Here is a 16,750-nt window from a genome sequence, read left to right on the forward strand (position 1 = left end):
TGTTTTTATAGTCTTTGTATTCAGGGGGGGTGTAGTGATTTTCCTTGTGCTGTATTTATACTAAATGATGGATTTTGAATCTGCACTCAATAACTTTGTAGGAAGTTTCTGTATGTTGTGAGGTTCTTTTCGTGCAGATGGTGAGAAGTCAGAAGCATCTGTTCATTGGATAGTTTTATTTACCATCGCTTGTAGAAATATTCTTGATGCGGATGTGCTGTTTGGAGAAAGGCAGTGGAGGAAGGGCAGGAGGGCTATATGACTTCTGGACGTTGAATGAACAGGTTTCTGTGCGTAACGCGCGGAGACGATAAGCGAAGATCAAAACATCGCAGCCTGCGGCAGCTCCTACACGGGAATATGCATTTCCCTGTAGRAGCTGCCGCAGGCTGCGATCTTTTGTTTTTAAGCCTGGTGGCTGATTCGCCCATCCACCAATGTGTAACGCACCACACCCGGCAGGCTGTGGCCAAAGAACGGGCAGTTTTCGCCCTTGGACAGCCAGCTTTCACCCGCCACGGTCGAGGCCGCCGGGTCGAACAGCACGATGTCCGCCGCACCACCCACCGCCAGTTTGCCTGCCGGCAGGCGCAAGGCCTCGGCAGGGCCGGCGCTCAGGCGTTTGAGCAACGTCGGCAGGTCCAGCAAGCCATCTTCGACCAGGGTCATTGCCAGTGGCAGCAGCAGTTCAACGCTGCTGATGCCTGGCTCGGTCGCGCCGAACGGTGCCAGTTTGGCGTCACGCTCATGGGGTTGGTGATGGCTGGAGATGGCCGAGATCACCCCCGATTTCACCGCTGCGCGCAGGCCTTCGCGGTCGGCGCGGGTGCGTAGCGGCGGTTGGACGTGATACAGGCTGCTGAAGTCGATCAGCGCTTCGTCGGTAAGGATCAGCTGGTACAGGGCGACATCCGCGGTCACCTTCAGGCCTCGGGCCTGAGCCTGGGCGATCAATTCAACACCGCGGGCGCTGGTGAGCTGGCTGAAGTGTGCGCGCACGCCGGTCTGTTCAACCAGCAGCAGATCGCGGGCCAGGGCGACGGTCTCGGCACTTTCCGGAATGCCCGGCAAGCCCAGGAAGCTGGCGGTCGGGCCTTCGTGAGCCAGGCCACCCTCGGCCAGGTCGTGATCCTGGGAGTTGAAAATCACCGTCAGGTCGAAGGTCGCTGCGTAGTCCAGCGCCCGGCACAGGGTGCGGGTGTTGCGGAAACTCTCCAGGCCATTGCCGAAGGCCACGCAACCGGCATCGCGCAGAGCGACGAGTTCGGCGAGCTGTTCACCGTCCAGGCCTTTACTCAGGGCGCCAATCGGGAAGACTTTGGTGTTGCCGGCCTCGCGGGCACGGTCGAGGATCAGTTCGGCCACCGCGGAAGTGTCCAGCACCGGTTTGGTCTTCGGCGGGCAGCACAGGCTGGTCACGCCGCCAGCCGCCGCTGCGCGGGTTTCGCTGACGATCGAGCCTTTGCGACTGTAACCCGGCTCGCGCAGGGCAACGTTGAGGTCTACCAGGCCGGGAGCGGCCACCAGGCCTTTGGCGTCGATTGTGTCGACGGCGACAAAACCGGCTGGCGCAGTGCCAAGGGCGACGACTTTGCAGGCTTCAATGTGGATATCGGTCACTTGATCCAGGCCACTGGCCGGATCGATCACGCGGGCGCCGAGAATGCTGAGCTTCACTGGGCGTTCTCCTGCTCGAATTGGCGCTGGGCAGTCTGCCCGCTCATGGCCATGGACAGCACGGCCATACGAATGGCGATCCCGTAGGTCACCTGGTTGAGGATCACCGAATGCGGGCCGTCGGCCACTGCCGACTCGATTTCCACGCCACGGTTGATCGGCCCCGGGTGCATCACGATGGCATCGGGCTTGGCACCGGCCAGGCGCGCGGTGGTCAAGCCGAACAGGCGGTAGAACTCGCCTTCGCTCGGCAGCAGGCCGCCGGTCATGCGTTCACGCTGCAGGCGCAACATGATCACCACGTCGACATCTTTCAGGCCTTCGGTCATGTCGGTGTAGACCTTCACGCCATACTGCTCGATGCCGATCGGCAGCAGGGTTTTCGGCGCGATCACGCGGATGTCCGGGCAACCGAGGGTTTTCAGGGCCAGCATGTTCGAACGCGCGACCCGCGAATGCAGGATGTCGCCGACGATGGCCACCGAAAGGTTTTCGAACCCGCCCTTGTGCCGGCGGATGGTCAGCATGTCGAGCATGCCCTGGGTCGGGTGCGCGTGCCGGCCGTCGCCGCCGTTGATGATCGCCACTTGTGGGCAGACATGCTCGGCGATGAAGTGAGCGGCACCTGAATCACCGTGGCGCACGACGAACATGTCGGCGGCCATGGCTTCCAGGTTGCGCAGGGTGTCGAGCAGGGTTTCGCCCTTGCTCGCCGACGAGGTGGACACGTTGAGGGTGATCACGTCCGCCGAGAGCCGCTGGGCCGCCAGTTCGAAGGTGGTGCGGGTGCGGGTCGAGTTCTCGAAGAACACGTTGCACACGGTCTTGCCGCGCAGCAACGGGACCTTCTTGACGGCCCGGGCGCCGACTTCGAGGAAGGAATCGGCGGTGTCGAGGATTTCCGTCAGCAGCTCGCGGCGCAAACCGTCGAGCGAGAGGAAGTGGCGCAGCTGGCCCTGATCATTGAGCTGCAGCGGGCGCTTGGTTTCTAGAGGCGTCATCGCAAGGGGGACTCTCAATAGGGCGAATTAAAGGGCGAGGTCTTGCAGTTCGAGCGCGAGCTCGGGGCCGGACAGCTTCACCCGTTCGTGGGCCGCCAGCGACAGGGTGGCGCCCACCACGTTCGGGCGGATCGGCAATTCGCCGGCGTCCAGATCCAGCAGGCACACCAGCGTCACGCTGGCCGGGCGGCCGTAGTCGAACAGTTCGTTCATGGCGGCGCGGATGGTCCGGCCGCTCATCAGTACGTCGTCGATCAGTACCAGGTGCTGGCCTTCGATCTCGAACGGCAGCGCCGAAGGGCGAACCTGCGGGTGCAGGCCGTTCTGGCTGAAATCGTCGCGGTAGAAGGACACGTCCAGGGTGCCGAGGGGCTCATCGCTGCCCAATTCCTTGAGCAGGGCTTGGGCCACCCAGACGCCGCCGGTACGGATGCCGATGAAACGCGGGTCGCTGATGCCACGGTGCTCCAGGTGGGCCTTCAGGCGCGTGGCCATCTGGCTGATCAGTTCGGCGGGATTGGGCAGGCTCATGGTTGCTCCTTCTTGGGCCCGAGCCGGCTTGTGCGCAAGGTGGCTCGGGTTGTTGTAGCTAATAGAGGCGCGTAGCGGCTCTTCAGGATTCGAACAGCGCGCCATTCTCGTCGAGCCAGCCTTGCAGCAGCAGGGCGGCGGCGATGGCATCGACCGGGTTGTCGCGGTAACTGCCTTTCTGGCCGCCACGAGCCAGGCGTTCGCCCTTGGCCTCGAAGGTGGTCAGGCGTTCATCGTGGGTATAGAAGGGCAGGTTGAAGCGGCCGTTCAGGCGCCGGGCGAACTTTTCCGCGCGGGCGCACATGTCACTGGGGGTGCCGTCCATGTTCAACGGCAGGCCGACCACCACGGCATCGGGTTTCCACTCTTTGATGAGGGCTTCGACCTGGTTCCAGTCAGGAATGCCGTTCTGCGCTTTCAGCGTGCACAGCTCGCGGGCCTGGCCGGTCACCACCTGGCCGACCGCAACACCAATCTGTTTGGTGCCGTAGTCGAATCCGAGAATCAGCCGCAGGGCCATCAGGCGTGCCCCGCCTGGCTGGTCAGCAGGCTGAGGTTGATGCCCAGGTGCTTGGCCGCCGCTTCCAGGCGCAACTCACTGCTGGTATTGAACAGGATGTCGGCGTCGAACGGGCAGTTCAGCCAGGCGTTCTGCGCCAGTTCGGCTTCAAGCTGGCCGGCTTCCCAACCGGCGTAGCCGAGGGCAATCAGGCTTTTTGCCGGGCCGACGCCGTCAGCGATGGCGAACAGTATGTCCTGGGTGGTCGACAGGGATAACTCGTCTTCCAGATCAACGGTTGCCTGGAAAGTCAGCCCCTTAGGGTGCAAGACGAAGCCGCGATCGGTCTGCACCGGGCCGCCGATAAAAATCGGCACATGCTGGCAGAGCGCAGGCGGTTCGATATCCGGGCGCAATTGCTCAAGGATATCGGCCAGGTTCAGCTCTTGCGGACGGTTGACCACCAGCCCCATGGCACCATTGGCCGTGTGCTCGACGATGTAGGTCAAGGTGTGCGCAAAGTTCGGGTCGGCCATGTGTGGCATGGCGATCAGGAATTGATGCTTGAGGTAGCTGGGGCTGACGTTTTTCATGTGCGCTAGTGTGGCGTTCGAGGGGCAAACTGACAAGCTTGAACGAGCCAAAAGATCGCAGCCTTCGGCAGCTCCTACAGGGGAATGTGTACATCTGTAGGAGCTGCCGAAGGCTGCGATCTTTTAATTACTGGAAAGTCTATCCCCACGGGCAAATTTCCAGGTGCGGATGATCTCCAGCCGGTCAATATCCGACAAATCCCCGGTAAACGGCGCAAACGGTGCCGCCAGCCGGACGATCCGTTGCGCCGCCTGGTCCAGCAGCGGCTGGCCTGAGGACTCCAGCACCAGCACTTCATACAGCGAACCGTCGCGATTGATCGACACCATCAGGCGCAAGTTGCCGTAGATCTGTTTGCGCCGCGCTTCGTCAGGGTAATTGAGGTTACCGATGCGCTCGACTTTCTTGCGCCATTCGTCCTTGTACCAGGCGCCCTTGTCGCGCATGGTCGATGCTGCGCTCAAGCGGTGGATGCGCGGGCGCTTGGCGTACAGCTGTTGTTCGGCGGCCAGTTCCGCTTCGAGGCTGGCGATGTCGCTGGACAGTTGCTCACTGTCGAACGTCGGTGCCTGGACCTGGGATTTGACCTCGGTCTTGGGCTCCTCGGTCTTGGCGGGGGCTTTTTTCGGTTTCGGTGCCACGGTGGTCACGGCAGCCTTGGGCGAAGCTTCCTGCGTTTCAGGCTTGGCGGCCGGCGGTGGCGTGACCTTTTGCACCTTGTTGTCCTGGAACGGCGCGACCTCGGTGGTCTTGGGAATCGCCTTTTTATCCAGGGTGCCGCTGCCTTGCTGATTCTGCTGGGCGAGGAAGTCGGCCTTTTCAGGCTTCTTTTCGCTTTTGAAGGTGGCGAGGGTGATTTCCAGGGTTTTACTGATCTGCTTGGGTTCGACCACTGCAAACCCGACACCCAACAGCAAGGCCAGGTGGATCAGCGCCGCCAGAAACAGGGTAAAACCGAGGCGATCGGCCGGGCGCACGCCACGGTGGGCGAGTTCGGCAGGCAGATCGGACGGGAGGGTCATGACAAGGAAACCAACATCGCGTTTTCACAGGCCGCGCATGATAACGCAATGTTGGTTTGGCTAATCAACGTGCCTTGAGCTTCTGATCGATGGCATCCATCAACAGGCCGCCGATGTCGGTGCCAAACGCATTATCAATCTCGCGAATGCAGGTCGGGCTGGTGACGTTGATCTCGGTCAGGTGCTCGCCGATCACGTCCAGGCCAACGAACAACAGGCCTTTTTCACGCAGGGTCGGGCCGACTTGCGCGGCGATCCAGCGGTCTTTGTCGGTCAGCGGGCGGGCTTCGCCACGGCCGCCGGCGGCGAGGTTGCCACGGGTTTCGCCCTGGGCCGGAATCCGTGCCAGGCAATAATCCACTGGCTCGCCGTCGATCATCAGGATGCGCTTGTCGCCATCGACGATGGCCGGCAAGTAGCCCTGGATCATGATTTGCTGCTGGCCATGCAAGGTCAGGGTTTCGAGAATCACCGAGAGGTTCGGGTGGCCGGCGGTGTGGCGGAAAATCGAGGAGCCGCCCATGCCGTCCAGCGGCTTGAGAATCACATCGCCATGGTGGTCGGCGAATTCGCGCAGGACGTCTGGGCGACGGCTGACGATGGTCGGCGGCGTGCACTGAGGGAACAGTGTGGCGAACAGTTTTTCGTTGCAGTCGCGCAGGCTTTGCGGCTTGTTGACCACCAGCACACCGGCGCGCTCGGCCTGTTCCAGCAGATAAGTGGAGTAGACGAACTCCATGTCGAACGGCGGATCCTTGCGCATCAGGATCACGTCCAGATCGCTCAGCAGCGCGTCGCTTTCGGCGCCCAGTTCGAACCATTTTTCCGGGTTGGCGAACACCTGCAGCGGACGCATCCGCGCCCGCGCCTGACCTTCGCCCTGATACAGGTCGCGCTGTTCCATGTAGAACAGCTCCCAGCCACGCTTTTGCGCGGCCAGCAGCATGGCCAGCGAGCTATCCTTCTTATAGGAAATGCTGGCGATAGGGTCCATGACAATCCCGACGCGAACGCTCATTGGGTTTTCCTCGAAAATTGGCTACCGGATCGGTATGAAAAAAGTGGCGTCAGAGTGGCGCTGAGTGTGTTCCCGGTCAAGGAAAAACCACCTTGCGGGTCGGCCGATAGATTGGTTTTGGAGACTGTGCTAAAAAGGCTGCCATGTCGTGCCGGCCCTTGAGCATCAAGGGTTTCGAGCCGCGTTAACCGGCAAACGGACAATTTGTTTCGCAAAGGCGACGGTAGAGCATTTTATGGAACAGCACCCCAGCGCCTTGAAGGTCATGGTGATCGACGATTCGAAGACGATCCGTCGCACCGCCGAAACGCTGCTCAAGAACGTGGGTTGTGAGGTCATCACGGCCATCGACGGTTTTGATGCCCTGGCCAAGATTGTCGACAACCATCCCGGCATCATCTTTGTCGACATCATGATGCCGCGCCTGGATGGCTATCAGACCTGCGCCCTGATCAAGAACAACAGCGCGTTCAAGTCCACGCCGGTGATCATGCTGTCGTCCAAGGACGGGCTGTTCGACAAGGCCAAGGGGCGTATCGTCGGCTCCGACCAGTTTTTGACCAAGCCTTTCAGCAAGGAAGAATTGCTTGATGCGATCCAGGCCCATGTTCCTGGCTTCGCCGCCGTTTTGCCGCAGTAGGACACGCACAGTGACGCTCGGCCATCGGGCCCGGCGTCGACAAGAATGGGGAAGACCATGGCACGTATTCTGATCGTCGATGATTCGCCGACCGAAATGTACAAACTGACCGGCATGCTGGAAAAGCACGGTCATGAAGTGTTGAAAGCCGAAAACGGCGCCGACGGTGTGGCCCTGGCCCGCCAGGAAAAACCCGACGCGGTGCTGATGGACATTGTCATGCCCGGCCTCAACGGCTTCCAGGCGACCCGTCAGCTCACCAAGGATCCGGAAACCGGACACATCCCGGTGATCATCATCACCACCAAGGACCAGGAAACCGACAAGGTCTGGGGCACGCGCCAGGGCGCCAAGGATTACCTGACCAAGCCGGTCGATGAAGACACCCTGATCAAGACCCTGAATAACGTGCTGGCCGGTTGATCGTCAGGTCATGAACGAGTCGCTGACGGCTTTTGAACTGCTGCTGCAAATCGACCGGCGATGTCGTTTGCTGGCGGCGGACTTGCCGTCCCAGCCACCCCGGCGGGACAGCTGGAGCGGCATCGGTTTTCGCCTGGGCGAGCACTGGTATGTCGCGCCCATGAGCGAAGTCAGCGAAGTCCTGCACGAACCGCGCTTCACTCAGCTACCGGGGGTCAAACCCTGGGTCAAGGGTGTCGCCAACCTGCGCGGGCGTTTGCTGCCGGTCATGGACTTGTGCGGTTTCTTCGGGCACGAGCTTTCGGCGGTGCGCCGGCAGCGGCGGGTGTTGGTGGTGGAACATGAAGAGGTGTTTGCCGGGTTGTTGGTCGATGAAGTCTTCGGCCTCCAGCACTTTGCCCAGGACAGCCTGGAGCCGGTGCCGGCAGACCAGCTGCACGGGCCAGTGGCGGCGTTCGTCAAAGGCCGGTTTCAGCGCGAGCAGTGTTGGCAGGTGTTCAGCCCGTTTGCGTTGGCGCAGTCCCAGGGGTTCATGAACGTCGCGGTGTAGTTGGAGCAACAGAGAACCTTGTGGGAGCGAGCTTGCTCGCGATGACGGACTTGCAGCCAGCATTAATGTCGACTGACACACCGCTATCGCGAGCAAGCTCGCTCCCACAGGTTCCTCGGCAAGTCTTGGAAGGTGTGGGTTAACAGGCGAGGACCGATGATAAAAGCAAAAGCAGGCAAGCCATTGGAAGGGTCGCGCAGCCGGTCGCAGATTATCGTGCTGTTCATCGCGCTGATCGTCTTCATCATGCTGCTGTTCGCCAACTTCGCGTACCTCAACACCCAGGCTACCTACGACAAACAGTACATCGGCCACGCGGGCGAACTGCGCGTGCTGTCCCAGCGTATCGCCAAGAACGCCACCGAAGCCGCCGCCGGCAAGGCTGCCGCGTTCAAGTTGCTCAGCGATGCGCGCAACGATTTTGCCCAGCGCTGGGGTTACCTGAAGAAAGGCGACCCGGCCACCGGCCTGCCGCCGGCCCCTGCTACCGTGCGTCCGGAGATGCGCGCGGTGCAACAGGACTGGGAGCGCCTGCTGAAAAACACCGATGCGATTCTTTCCAGCGAGCAAACCGTACTGTCGCTGCATCAGGTCGCCGCGACCCTGGCCGAAACCGTGCCGCAGTTGCAGGTCGAGTACGAAAAAGTCGTCGAGATCCTCCTGCAACGGGGCGCCCCGGCGGCCCAGGTGGCCATGGCCCAGCGCCAGTCGCTGCTGGCCGAGCGGATCCTCGGCGCGGTCAACACAGTATTGGCCGGCGACGAAAATTCACAGCAGGCCGCCGATGCATTCGGGCGTGACGCAACGCAGTTTGGCAAGGTGCTCAACGGCATGCTCCAGGGCGACCCGGCGCTCAAGGTCAGCCAGGTCGAGGATCGTGACGCCCGTGCGCGTCTCGCGGAAATCTCCGAGCTGTTCGAATTCGTATCGGGTTCGGTGGACGAGATCCTCGAAACCTCACCGGAGCTGTTCAAGGTCCGCGAATCGGCCTCGAACATTTTCAGCCTGTCGCAAACCCTGCTCGACGAAGCCTCACACCTGGCCAGCGGGTTCGAAAACATGGTCGGCGGGCGCACCACCGACACCATAGGCGGTTATGTGCTGGGCTTGCTGGCGCTGGCTTCGATCATCCTGATCGGCATGGTGATGGTGCGCGAAACCAATCGTCAGTTGCACGAAACCGCCGAGAAAAACGAGCGTAACCAGAACGCGATCATGCGCTTGCTCGACGAGATCGAAGACCTGGCCGACGGCGACCTCACGGTGACGGCCTCGGTGACCGAAGACTTTACCGGCACCATCGCCGACTCGATCAATTACTCCGTCGACCAGCTGCGCGATCTGGTCGCGACCATCAACCTCACCGCCGGCCAGGTCGCCGCCGCCGTGCAGGAAACCCAGGCCACCGCCATGCATCTGGCCCAGGCGTCGGAACATCAGGCCCAGCAGATTTCCGAGGCATCCATGGCCATCAACGACATGGCCGAGTCCATCGACCAGGTGTCGGCCAACGCAGCGGAATCTTCGGCGGTTGCCGAACGCTCGGTGGAAATCGCCAACAAGGGCAACGAGGTGGTGCACAACACCATCCACGGCATGGACAACATTCGCGAGCAGATTCAGGACACCGCCAAGCGCATCAAGCGCCTGGGCGAGTCGTCCCAGGAAATCGGCGACATTGTCAGCCTGATCGATGACATTGCCGACCAGACCAACATCCTTGCCCTCAACGCGGCCATCCAGGCGTCCATGGCCGGTGACGCCGGTCGCGGTTTCGCCGTGGTCGCCGATGAAGTGCAGCGCCTGGCCGAGCGCTCATCCGCTGCCACCCGGCAGATCGAAACCCTGGTGCGGGCGATCCAGACCGACACCAACGAAGCGGTCATCTCCATGGAACAGACGACGACCGAAGTGGTGCGCGGCGCCCGTCTGGCGCAGGATGCAGGTGTGGCCCTGGAAGAAATCGAAGGCGTGTCCAAGACACTTGCGGCGTTGATCCAGAGCATTTCCAATGCGGCGCAACAGCAGACGTCGTCGGCCGGTCAGATTTCCCTGACGATGAACGTGATCCAGCAGATCACCTCGCAGACCTCATCGGGTTCCACCGCCACGGCCGACAGCATCGGCAACCTGGCGAAAATGGCCAGTCAGTTGCGTCGTTCGGTGTCCGGTTTCACCTTGCCGGCGGCCAAGGCGCAGGCTGTGGACAAAGCGTGAATCGCCCGCAGGTAGAACTATGGTGATTGGAGTGGTTATGGGTGATCGGCACGACTATGTGGCCCTCGAGTGGGTCAAGGGCGAGATTGCCGAAACGCTGAAACAGGCTCATCACGCGATCGAAACCGTGCTCGATGACCCGCAGGCGACGCATGCGCTGGATGCAAGCCTTTCGTGCATCCATCAGGTCCACGGCAGTTTGCAGATGGTCGAGTTCTACGGCGCGGCGTTGCTCGCCGAAGAAATGGAACAACTGGCCATGGCCTTGCAGGGCAGCCGTGTCAGTCATCGCGACGAGGCGTTGCACCTGTTGATGCAGGCCCTGGGACAGCTGCCGATCTACCTCGACCGGGTGCAAGGCGCGCGCCGCGACTTGCCACTGGTGGTGTTGCCCCTGATCAATGACCTGCGCAGCGCCCGTGGCGAAAGCCTGTTGTCGGAAACCAGTCTGTTCAGCCCGCAATTGCCCGAGTTGCCGGCGTTGGACGCAGAAACGCTGGCGCAGATGGAACCGGCCGAATTGCCCAATGTGCTGCGCAAGCTGCGGCAGATGCTGCAAATGGCGTTGGTCGGATTCCTGCGTGAACAGGACCATGAAACCACCCTCGATTACCTGGCCAAGGTCTTCACCCACCTCGAAGCACTGTGCGCCAATGCACCCCTGAGCCCGTTATGGCAGGTGGCATCGGCGCTGGTCGAGGGCATGCAGGGCGGTGCGATCGCCAACAGCCCGGCCTTGCGCAGCCTGTTCAAGGATGCCGACAAGGAACTCAAGCGCCTGCTCGAACAAGGCATGCACGGCATCAACCAACCGGCCCCGCCGGAGCTGCTCAAGAGTTTGCTGTTCTACATTGCCAAGGCCGAACAACCCACCGGGCAGATGCTGACCATGAAAGAACGCTACTCACTGGACGACGCGCTGCCCGACAGCGCGATGGTCGATGAAGAACGCGCGCGGCTGGCCGGTCCCGACCGTGACGCCATGCGCTCGGTGCTGGCAGCGCTGTGCGAAGAGCTGGTGCGGGTCAAGGAGCGTCTGGACCTGTTCGTGCGCAGTGACCGCCAGCACACCTCTGATCTCGACAGCCTGCTGGCGCCGCTGCGGCAAATCGCCGACACCCTGGCGGTCCTGGGCTTCGGCCAGCCGCGCAAGGTGATCATCGATCAGTTGGCGGTGGTGCTCAGCCTCGCCCAAGGCCAGCGCGAACCCAACGATGCGATCCTCATGGACGTTGCCGGGGCCTTGCTGTACGTCGAAGCGACGCTGGCCGGCATGGTCGGTACCGTGGAGCCGGAGAGCCCGGATGACAACCGCCTGCCGACCACCGACCTGACGCAGATCCATCAGATCGTGATCAAGGAGGCCCGCATCTGTTTGCTGCAGGCCAAGGACATGATCGTCGACTACATCGACGCCGATTGGGACCGCCAGCATTTGCAGGCGCTGCCGGCCTTGCTGACCCAGGTGCGCGGCGCGCTGGCGATGATCCCGCTGGGCCGGGCAGCGAGCCTGGTAGAAACCTGCAATCACTTTATCCGCGAGCACCTGTTGCTCGAACCGGGTCAACCGGGCTGGCAGGAACTGGACAGCCTGGCCGACGTGATCACCAGCATCGAGTACTACCTCGAGCGCCTCAGCGATGACCCGCAAGCGCAAGGTGAAAACCTGCTCGATGTCGCGGAAAAAAGCCTGGCCGGCCTCGGGTTTTTCCCCAGTGAGCAGCATGTGCCAGTGCTTGATGATGTGCTCAACCCGAGCGATGCGCAGGTCATGCAGATGATGCAGGAGCTGGATGATCCGCAGATCGTCCAGACCCTGGCCCACGTGCTTGCCAGCCCGGTTTCGAGCCTGAACCCACCCGCCCTGAACACTCCGGGCAGCCTGCTGCCGCCGCCAGCGGGCGAAGAGCCGGTGGACGAGGAACTGCGTGAGGTGTTCCTCGAAGAAACCGACGAAGTCCTGGAGATCCTGCGCGAGTACTTGCCGCGCTGTTCGGTCAACCCTGACGACCGCTCGGCCCTGAGTGAGCTGCGCCGTGCCTTCCATACCCTCAAGGGCAGTGGCCGCATGGTGCGCGCTCTGGTGCTGGGCGAGCTGGCCTGGGCCGTGGAAAACCTGCTCAATCGCGTACTGGAAGGCAGCGTGGAACCGGGCGCTACGGTGCAGCAACTGATCGGCGATGTGCTGCAGCTGCTTCCGGAGCTAGTGGCTGAATACGCCGCCAATGCCCAGTGCCAGCGCAGCGATGTCGATCAATTGGCTGCCCGCGCCCATGCCCTGGCCAAGGGCGAAGAGCCGGTGTCCGATGAGGATACGCAGGATGTCGCGGCCCTCGACCCGCTGTTGCTGGAGATCTTCCGCAAAGAGGCCGAAACCCACTTGGGCAGCCTCAATCGCTTCCTTGATCAGGCCGCCGAACATGTGCCGTTGCCGGCCAGCGACGAATTGCAGCGCGCCTTGCACACCCTCAAGGGCAGTGCCTCCATGGCCGGTGTGTTGCCGATTGCCGAACTGGCCGCACCGCTGGATCAACTGGCGCGGGAATACAAGGCGCACCTGATCGCACTGGATCTGAATGAAGTCCAATTGCTGCTGGAAGCAGAAGGACTGTTCCGCCTCGGCTTGCGCCAGCTCAAGACTGATCCGCTGGCGGAAATTCCCGGCGCCCGGGGTTTGACCGAGCGAGCCAGGGCGCTGCTGGCCGAGCGTCTGGAAAACCTCCTGAACACACCGAACACCGGGCTGCGGATCAAGCGCGATCCGCAGCTGATCAACAACTTCCTCGCCCAGGGCATGGATATCCTGCTGGACGCCGAAAGCCTGTTGCAGCGTTGGCAGCAACACCCCGGCGAGCGTCAGGAACTCAGCGCGCTGCTGGACGAACTGACCACCCTCGGCGAAGGCGCCCATCTGGCCGACCTGCACCCGGTGGATGAGTTGTGCGAAGCATTGCTCGATCTCTACGGTGCCGTGGAAGAAAGCAGCCTCGCGGTCAGCGAGCGGTTTTTCCATGAGGCACAGGGTGCCCATGAAGCGCTGATCAACATGCTCGACGAACTGGCCGCCGGCCAGGAAGTCAGCCCGCAGCCGCAACGGATCAGGGCCTTGCGCGAACTGCTCGACGAGAGCCTCGACCCGTCGGCCGTGGGCCTGATCCGCAGCGATGGCAGCCGGAGCCTGAGCATCCGCGAGTTGGGTTCTGCCACCGAGGAACTTGAGCGCACGCTACCCCCTGTAGGAGCGAGCTCGCTCGCGATGGACGTTAACGATGACGCGTTGTCATTGGATAAACGCGGTGCCGGTGAGCTCATCGCGAGCGAGCTCGCTCCTACAGAGGACCGCGCGGTCGAACTGGACGATGAAATCATTGCGATCTTCCTTGAAGAAGCGGTGGATATCCTCGAAAGCGCCGGTCAGGCCTTGCAGCGTTGGTTGCGCGACCCGGACAACGCCGCGCCGCTGGTGTCCCTGCAACGGGATTTGCATACCCTCAAGGGCGGCGCACGCATGGCCGAGGTCGGGCCGATCGGCGATCTGGCCCATGAGCTGGAAAGCCTTTACCAGGGCCTGGTGGACCGTCGTTATGCCTTCAGCGATTCACTGGCGGTGCTGCTACAACAGAGCCATGAGCGACTGGCGTTGTACCTCGAACAGTTGCAGCTCAACCAGCCACTGGGCGATTCCCGTGAACTGATCGAAGCCATGCGTGCCTACCGTCAGAGTCACGCGGGCGGCACCGAGACGGCCCGGCAAGCGACCGGCAACGACTCGGCTGCGCATGATCCGCAATTGCTGGAAATATTCCTCGAGGAAGGTTTCGACATCATCGAAAGCTCCGGGGCGGCGCTGGAGCGCTGGCAGGCCCAGCCTTCGAATCGGCAGGAAGTGGAAACCCTGCTGCGCGACCTGCACACCCTCAAGGGCGGTGCGCGCATGGTGGAAATCGCCGCGATTGGCGATCTGGCCCATGAACTGGAGTTCCTCTACGAAGGCCTGTCTACCGGCGTGTTGCAACCGACGGAGCCGTTGTTCGCGCTGTTGCAGCGCAGCCATGACCGCCTGGCGCAGATGCTCGATGCGGCCCGCGCCGGTGAGCCGATGCCGCCGGCCGACCGTTTGATCGATGCGATCAAGAACTTCAGCCACCCGGCCGTGCCTGAAGCGCCCGTGCCGATTGCGCCGCCGACCATACCCAAGGCCGAGCCGCCGGCGCCGCCGTCCGATGCCGGCGCGGACATGGTCAAGGTCTCGGCGGAGCTGCTCGACGATCTGGTCAACCTGGCCGGTGAAACATCGATCTTCCGTGGCCGGATCGAACAGCAGGTCAACGATGCGCACATCGCCCTGAATGAGATGGAGACCACCATCGAGCGCATGCGCGACCAGTTGCGCCGCCTCGACACCGAAACCCAGGGGCGGATCCTCAGCCGCCAGCAAGTCGATGCCGAACGCCTGGGTTACGAGGAGTTCGACCCGCTGGAAATGGACCGCCACTCACAGTTGCAGCAACTGTCCCGGGCTCTGTTCGAATCGGCCTCTGACTTGCTCGACCTCAAGGAAACCCTCGAACGACGCAATCACGACACGGAAAACCTGCTGCAACAGCAGGGCCGCATCAATACCGAACTGCAGGAAGGCCTGATGCGCACGCGCATGGTGCCGTTCGAACGCATGCTCCCGCGTTTACAGCGCATCGTCCGGCAGGTGTCCAGCGAACTGGGCAAGGACGTGGATTTCATCGTCGACAACGCCGAAGGCGAGATGGATCGCAACGTTCTCGAACGTATGGCCGCGCCGCTGGAACACATGCTGCGCAACGCCGTCGATCACGGCCTGGAGTCCGTCGACGTGCGGCTGGCGACGGGGAAACCGGCCAAGGGCAAAATCACCCTCGATCTGCTGCGCGAAGGCGGCGACATCATTTTCGACATCCGCGACGATGGCGCGGGTGTACCGCTGGACGCGGTGCGGCGCAAGGCGATCAAGCGCGGCCTGCTCGCCCCGGACAGTGTCATCAGTGATCACGATGTGTTGCAGTTCATCCTGCAACCGGGGTTTTCCACCGCCGAAAAAATCACCCAGATTTCCGGTCGCGGTGTTGGCATGGACGTGGTGCACGAAGAGGTGCGGCAACTGGGCGGCACCATGAGCATCGACTCGGTGCCGGGGCAGGGCGTGCATTTCCGCATTCGCCTGCCGTTCACCGTATCGGTCAATCGGGCGCTGATGGTGCAGTGCGGTGAGGACCAATACGCGATCCCGCTCAATACCATCGACGGCATCGTGCGTGTCCTGCCCAATGAACTCGAAGGGTATTTCCGTTTCGATTCGCCAACCTACGAATACGCCGGGCAACGTTACGAGCTGTGCTATCTGGGTGAGCTGCTGAAAACCAGCCCGCGCCCGAAACTGTTGGGTCAGAGCCTGCCGTTTCCGGTGCTGCTGGTGCAGTGCAACGAACGGCACATCGCGGTGCTGGTGGACGCCATGGCCGGCACTCGCGAAATCGTGGTCAAGAGCCTGGGGCCGCAGTTTGCGGCGGTGCAAGGGGTGTCCGGGGCGACGATTCTCGGGGACGGCCGGGTGGTGCTGATTCTGGATTTGCTGGCGCCGATCCGTGCCATGCAGGCCTGTATGCCCCAGCGTCCGGCAGGACAAGAGGTCGAGGCCGAACCGCATCGGCCGCTGCTGGTGATGGTGGTCGACGACTCGGTCACCGTGCGCAAGGTCACCAGCCGCTTGCTCGAACGCCACGGCATGAACGTGCTGACCGCCAAGGATGGAGTCGATGCCATGCTGCTACTGGAAGAACACGTGCCCGACCTGATGCTGCTGGACATCGAGATGCCGCGCATGGATGGCTTCGAAGTCGCGACCCAGGTGCGCAATGACGAACGTCTGCGACACCTGCCGATCATCATGATCACCTCCCGCGCCGGACAGAAACACCGTGACCGCGCCATGGCCATCGGCGTCAACGACTACCTTGGCAAGCCGTACCAGGAATCGGTGCTGCTCGAAAGCATCGCCTTGTGGAGCAAGACCCATGCTTGAGCACCGCACCAGCAACCTGACCGGCCTGCTGCTGCCATTGGCCGACCGCAACCTGATCCTGCCCAACGTCGCCGTTGCCGAGCTGATCGACTACCAGCAGCCGGGGACCTTCGACCTGGACACACCGCCGTGGTACCTGGGCCTGGTGATGTGGCGCGACCGGCAGATTCCTCTGTTGAGTTTCGAGTCGGCATGTGCGCAGAAAACCGTCATCGGCGAACGTGCGCGGATCGTGATCCTCAACGCCCTCGGCGGGCGCCCCGAGCTTAAGTTCATCGCACTATTGGTGCAGGGTATTCCGCGCTCCTGCAAGCTCGACAGCCAGTTGAGTTATGTGGATGTGCCGTTGTGTGCGCTGGAGCAGGCGGCGGTGCAGGTGGGCGAGCAGGTGGCCAAGGTGCCGGATCTGTTGGCGCTGGAGGCGTTGTTGGTGGATGCCGGGTTAATCAACTGATCCCGATTCAGCGGTGATCTGACCGGCCTCTTCGTCGGATCGCCGCCCGGAGCAAGCCCGCTCCTACAA

Annotated in this window: 13 protein-coding genes; 6 read left to right on the forward strand and 7 right to left on the reverse strand. The window is 62.2% G+C overall.

What is annotated here, in order from left to right; translation table 11 throughout:
- Window positions 1–405: 405 nt before the first annotated feature.
- The 7 genes from AC1DXW_RS02750 to gshB form a co-directional block, all read right to left on the reverse strand.
- Complete coding sequence (locus AC1DXW_RS02750; RefSeq protein ID WP_477752495.1) at window positions 406–1,677, reverse strand: dihydroorotase; 1,272 nt, start codon at window positions 1,675–1,677, stop codon at window positions 406–408.
- Window positions 1,674–2,678, reverse strand: coding sequence for an aspartate carbamoyltransferase catalytic subunit (locus tag AC1DXW_RS02755; protein WP_007939362.1), 1,005 nt, complete (start codon window positions 2,676–2,678; stop codon window positions 1,674–1,676). Before AC1DXW_RS02755 ends, AC1DXW_RS02750 begins: the two co-directional genes overlap by 4 nt.
- Before the next feature lie 27 nt (window positions 2,679–2,705).
- Window positions 2,706–3,209 carry a bifunctional pyr operon transcriptional regulator/uracil phosphoribosyltransferase PyrR gene (gene pyrR / locus AC1DXW_RS02760; RefSeq protein ID WP_448109664.1) on the reverse strand — a complete coding sequence of 168 codons (504 nt, stop codon included), beginning with the start codon at window positions 3,207–3,209 and terminating at the stop codon, window positions 2,706–2,708.
- An 82-nt stretch (window positions 3,210–3,291) separates the two neighbouring features.
- Window positions 3,292–3,729: a Holliday junction resolvase RuvX gene (gene ruvX / locus AC1DXW_RS02765; RefSeq protein ID WP_057398155.1), complete on the reverse strand. Its 438-nt coding sequence runs from the start codon at window positions 3,727–3,729 to the stop codon at window positions 3,292–3,294.
- A complete protein-coding gene (locus AC1DXW_RS02770) occupies window positions 3,729–4,301 on the reverse strand; it encodes a YqgE/AlgH family protein (protein ID WP_477752494.1) in 573 nt (190 codons plus the stop codon). The genes ruvX and AC1DXW_RS02770 overlap by 1 nt, the downstream gene beginning before the upstream one ends.
- Window positions 4,302–4,424: 123 nt before the next feature.
- Window positions 4,425–5,324 carry a TonB family protein gene (locus AC1DXW_RS02775; protein ID WP_477752493.1) on the reverse strand — a complete coding sequence of 300 codons (900 nt, stop codon included), beginning with the start codon at window positions 5,322–5,324 and terminating at the stop codon, window positions 4,425–4,427.
- 64 nt (window positions 5,325–5,388) lie between these two features.
- Window positions 5,389–6,342: a glutathione synthase gene (gshB, locus tag AC1DXW_RS02780; RefSeq protein ID WP_431758689.1), complete on the reverse strand. Its 954-nt coding sequence runs from the start codon at window positions 6,340–6,342 to the stop codon at window positions 5,389–5,391.
- Between the two features lie 235 nt (window positions 6,343–6,577).
- On the opposite strand from gshB, the gene pilG reads away from it, so the two are divergent.
- The 6 genes from pilG to AC1DXW_RS02810 all read left to right on the forward strand — a co-directional run bounded on the left by pilG (window position 6,578) and on the right by AC1DXW_RS02810 (window position 16,681).
- Window positions 6,578–6,982: a twitching motility response regulator PilG gene (gene pilG, locus AC1DXW_RS02785; RefSeq protein ID WP_090451937.1), complete on the forward strand. Its 405-nt coding sequence runs from the start codon at window positions 6,578–6,580 to the stop codon at window positions 6,980–6,982.
- A gap of 57 nt (window positions 6,983–7,039) precedes the next feature.
- Entirely contained in the window at window positions 7,040–7,405 is a 366-nt protein-coding gene (pilH, locus tag AC1DXW_RS02790) for a twitching motility response regulator PilH (RefSeq protein WP_007897961.1), read from the forward strand.
- A gap of 10 nt (window positions 7,406–7,415) precedes the next feature.
- Window positions 7,416–7,955 (forward strand): chemotaxis protein CheW, encoded by a 540-nt coding sequence (locus AC1DXW_RS02795; protein ID WP_477752492.1) that lies wholly within the window; start codon window positions 7,416–7,418, stop codon window positions 7,953–7,955.
- Window positions 7,956–8,111: 156 nt separating this feature from the next.
- The gene (locus AC1DXW_RS02800; protein WP_477752491.1) at window positions 8,112–10,172 is read left to right on the forward strand and encodes a methyl-accepting chemotaxis protein; all 2,061 of its coding nucleotides are present in this window, start codon (window positions 8,112–8,114) and stop codon (window positions 10,170–10,172) included.
- 37 nt (window positions 10,173–10,209) lie between these two features.
- Entirely contained in the window at window positions 10,210–16,227 is a 6,018-nt protein-coding gene (locus AC1DXW_RS02805; protein WP_477759745.1) for an Hpt domain-containing protein, read from the forward strand.
- Entirely contained in the window at window positions 16,220–16,681 is a 462-nt protein-coding gene (locus AC1DXW_RS02810) for a chemotaxis protein CheW (protein WP_477759746.1), read from the forward strand. Before AC1DXW_RS02805 ends, AC1DXW_RS02810 begins: the two co-directional genes overlap by 8 nt.
- The last annotated feature ends 69 nt before the right edge of the window (window positions 16,682–16,750 follow it).

Source organism: Pseudomonas sp. P4_C4 (assembly GCF_056402055.1).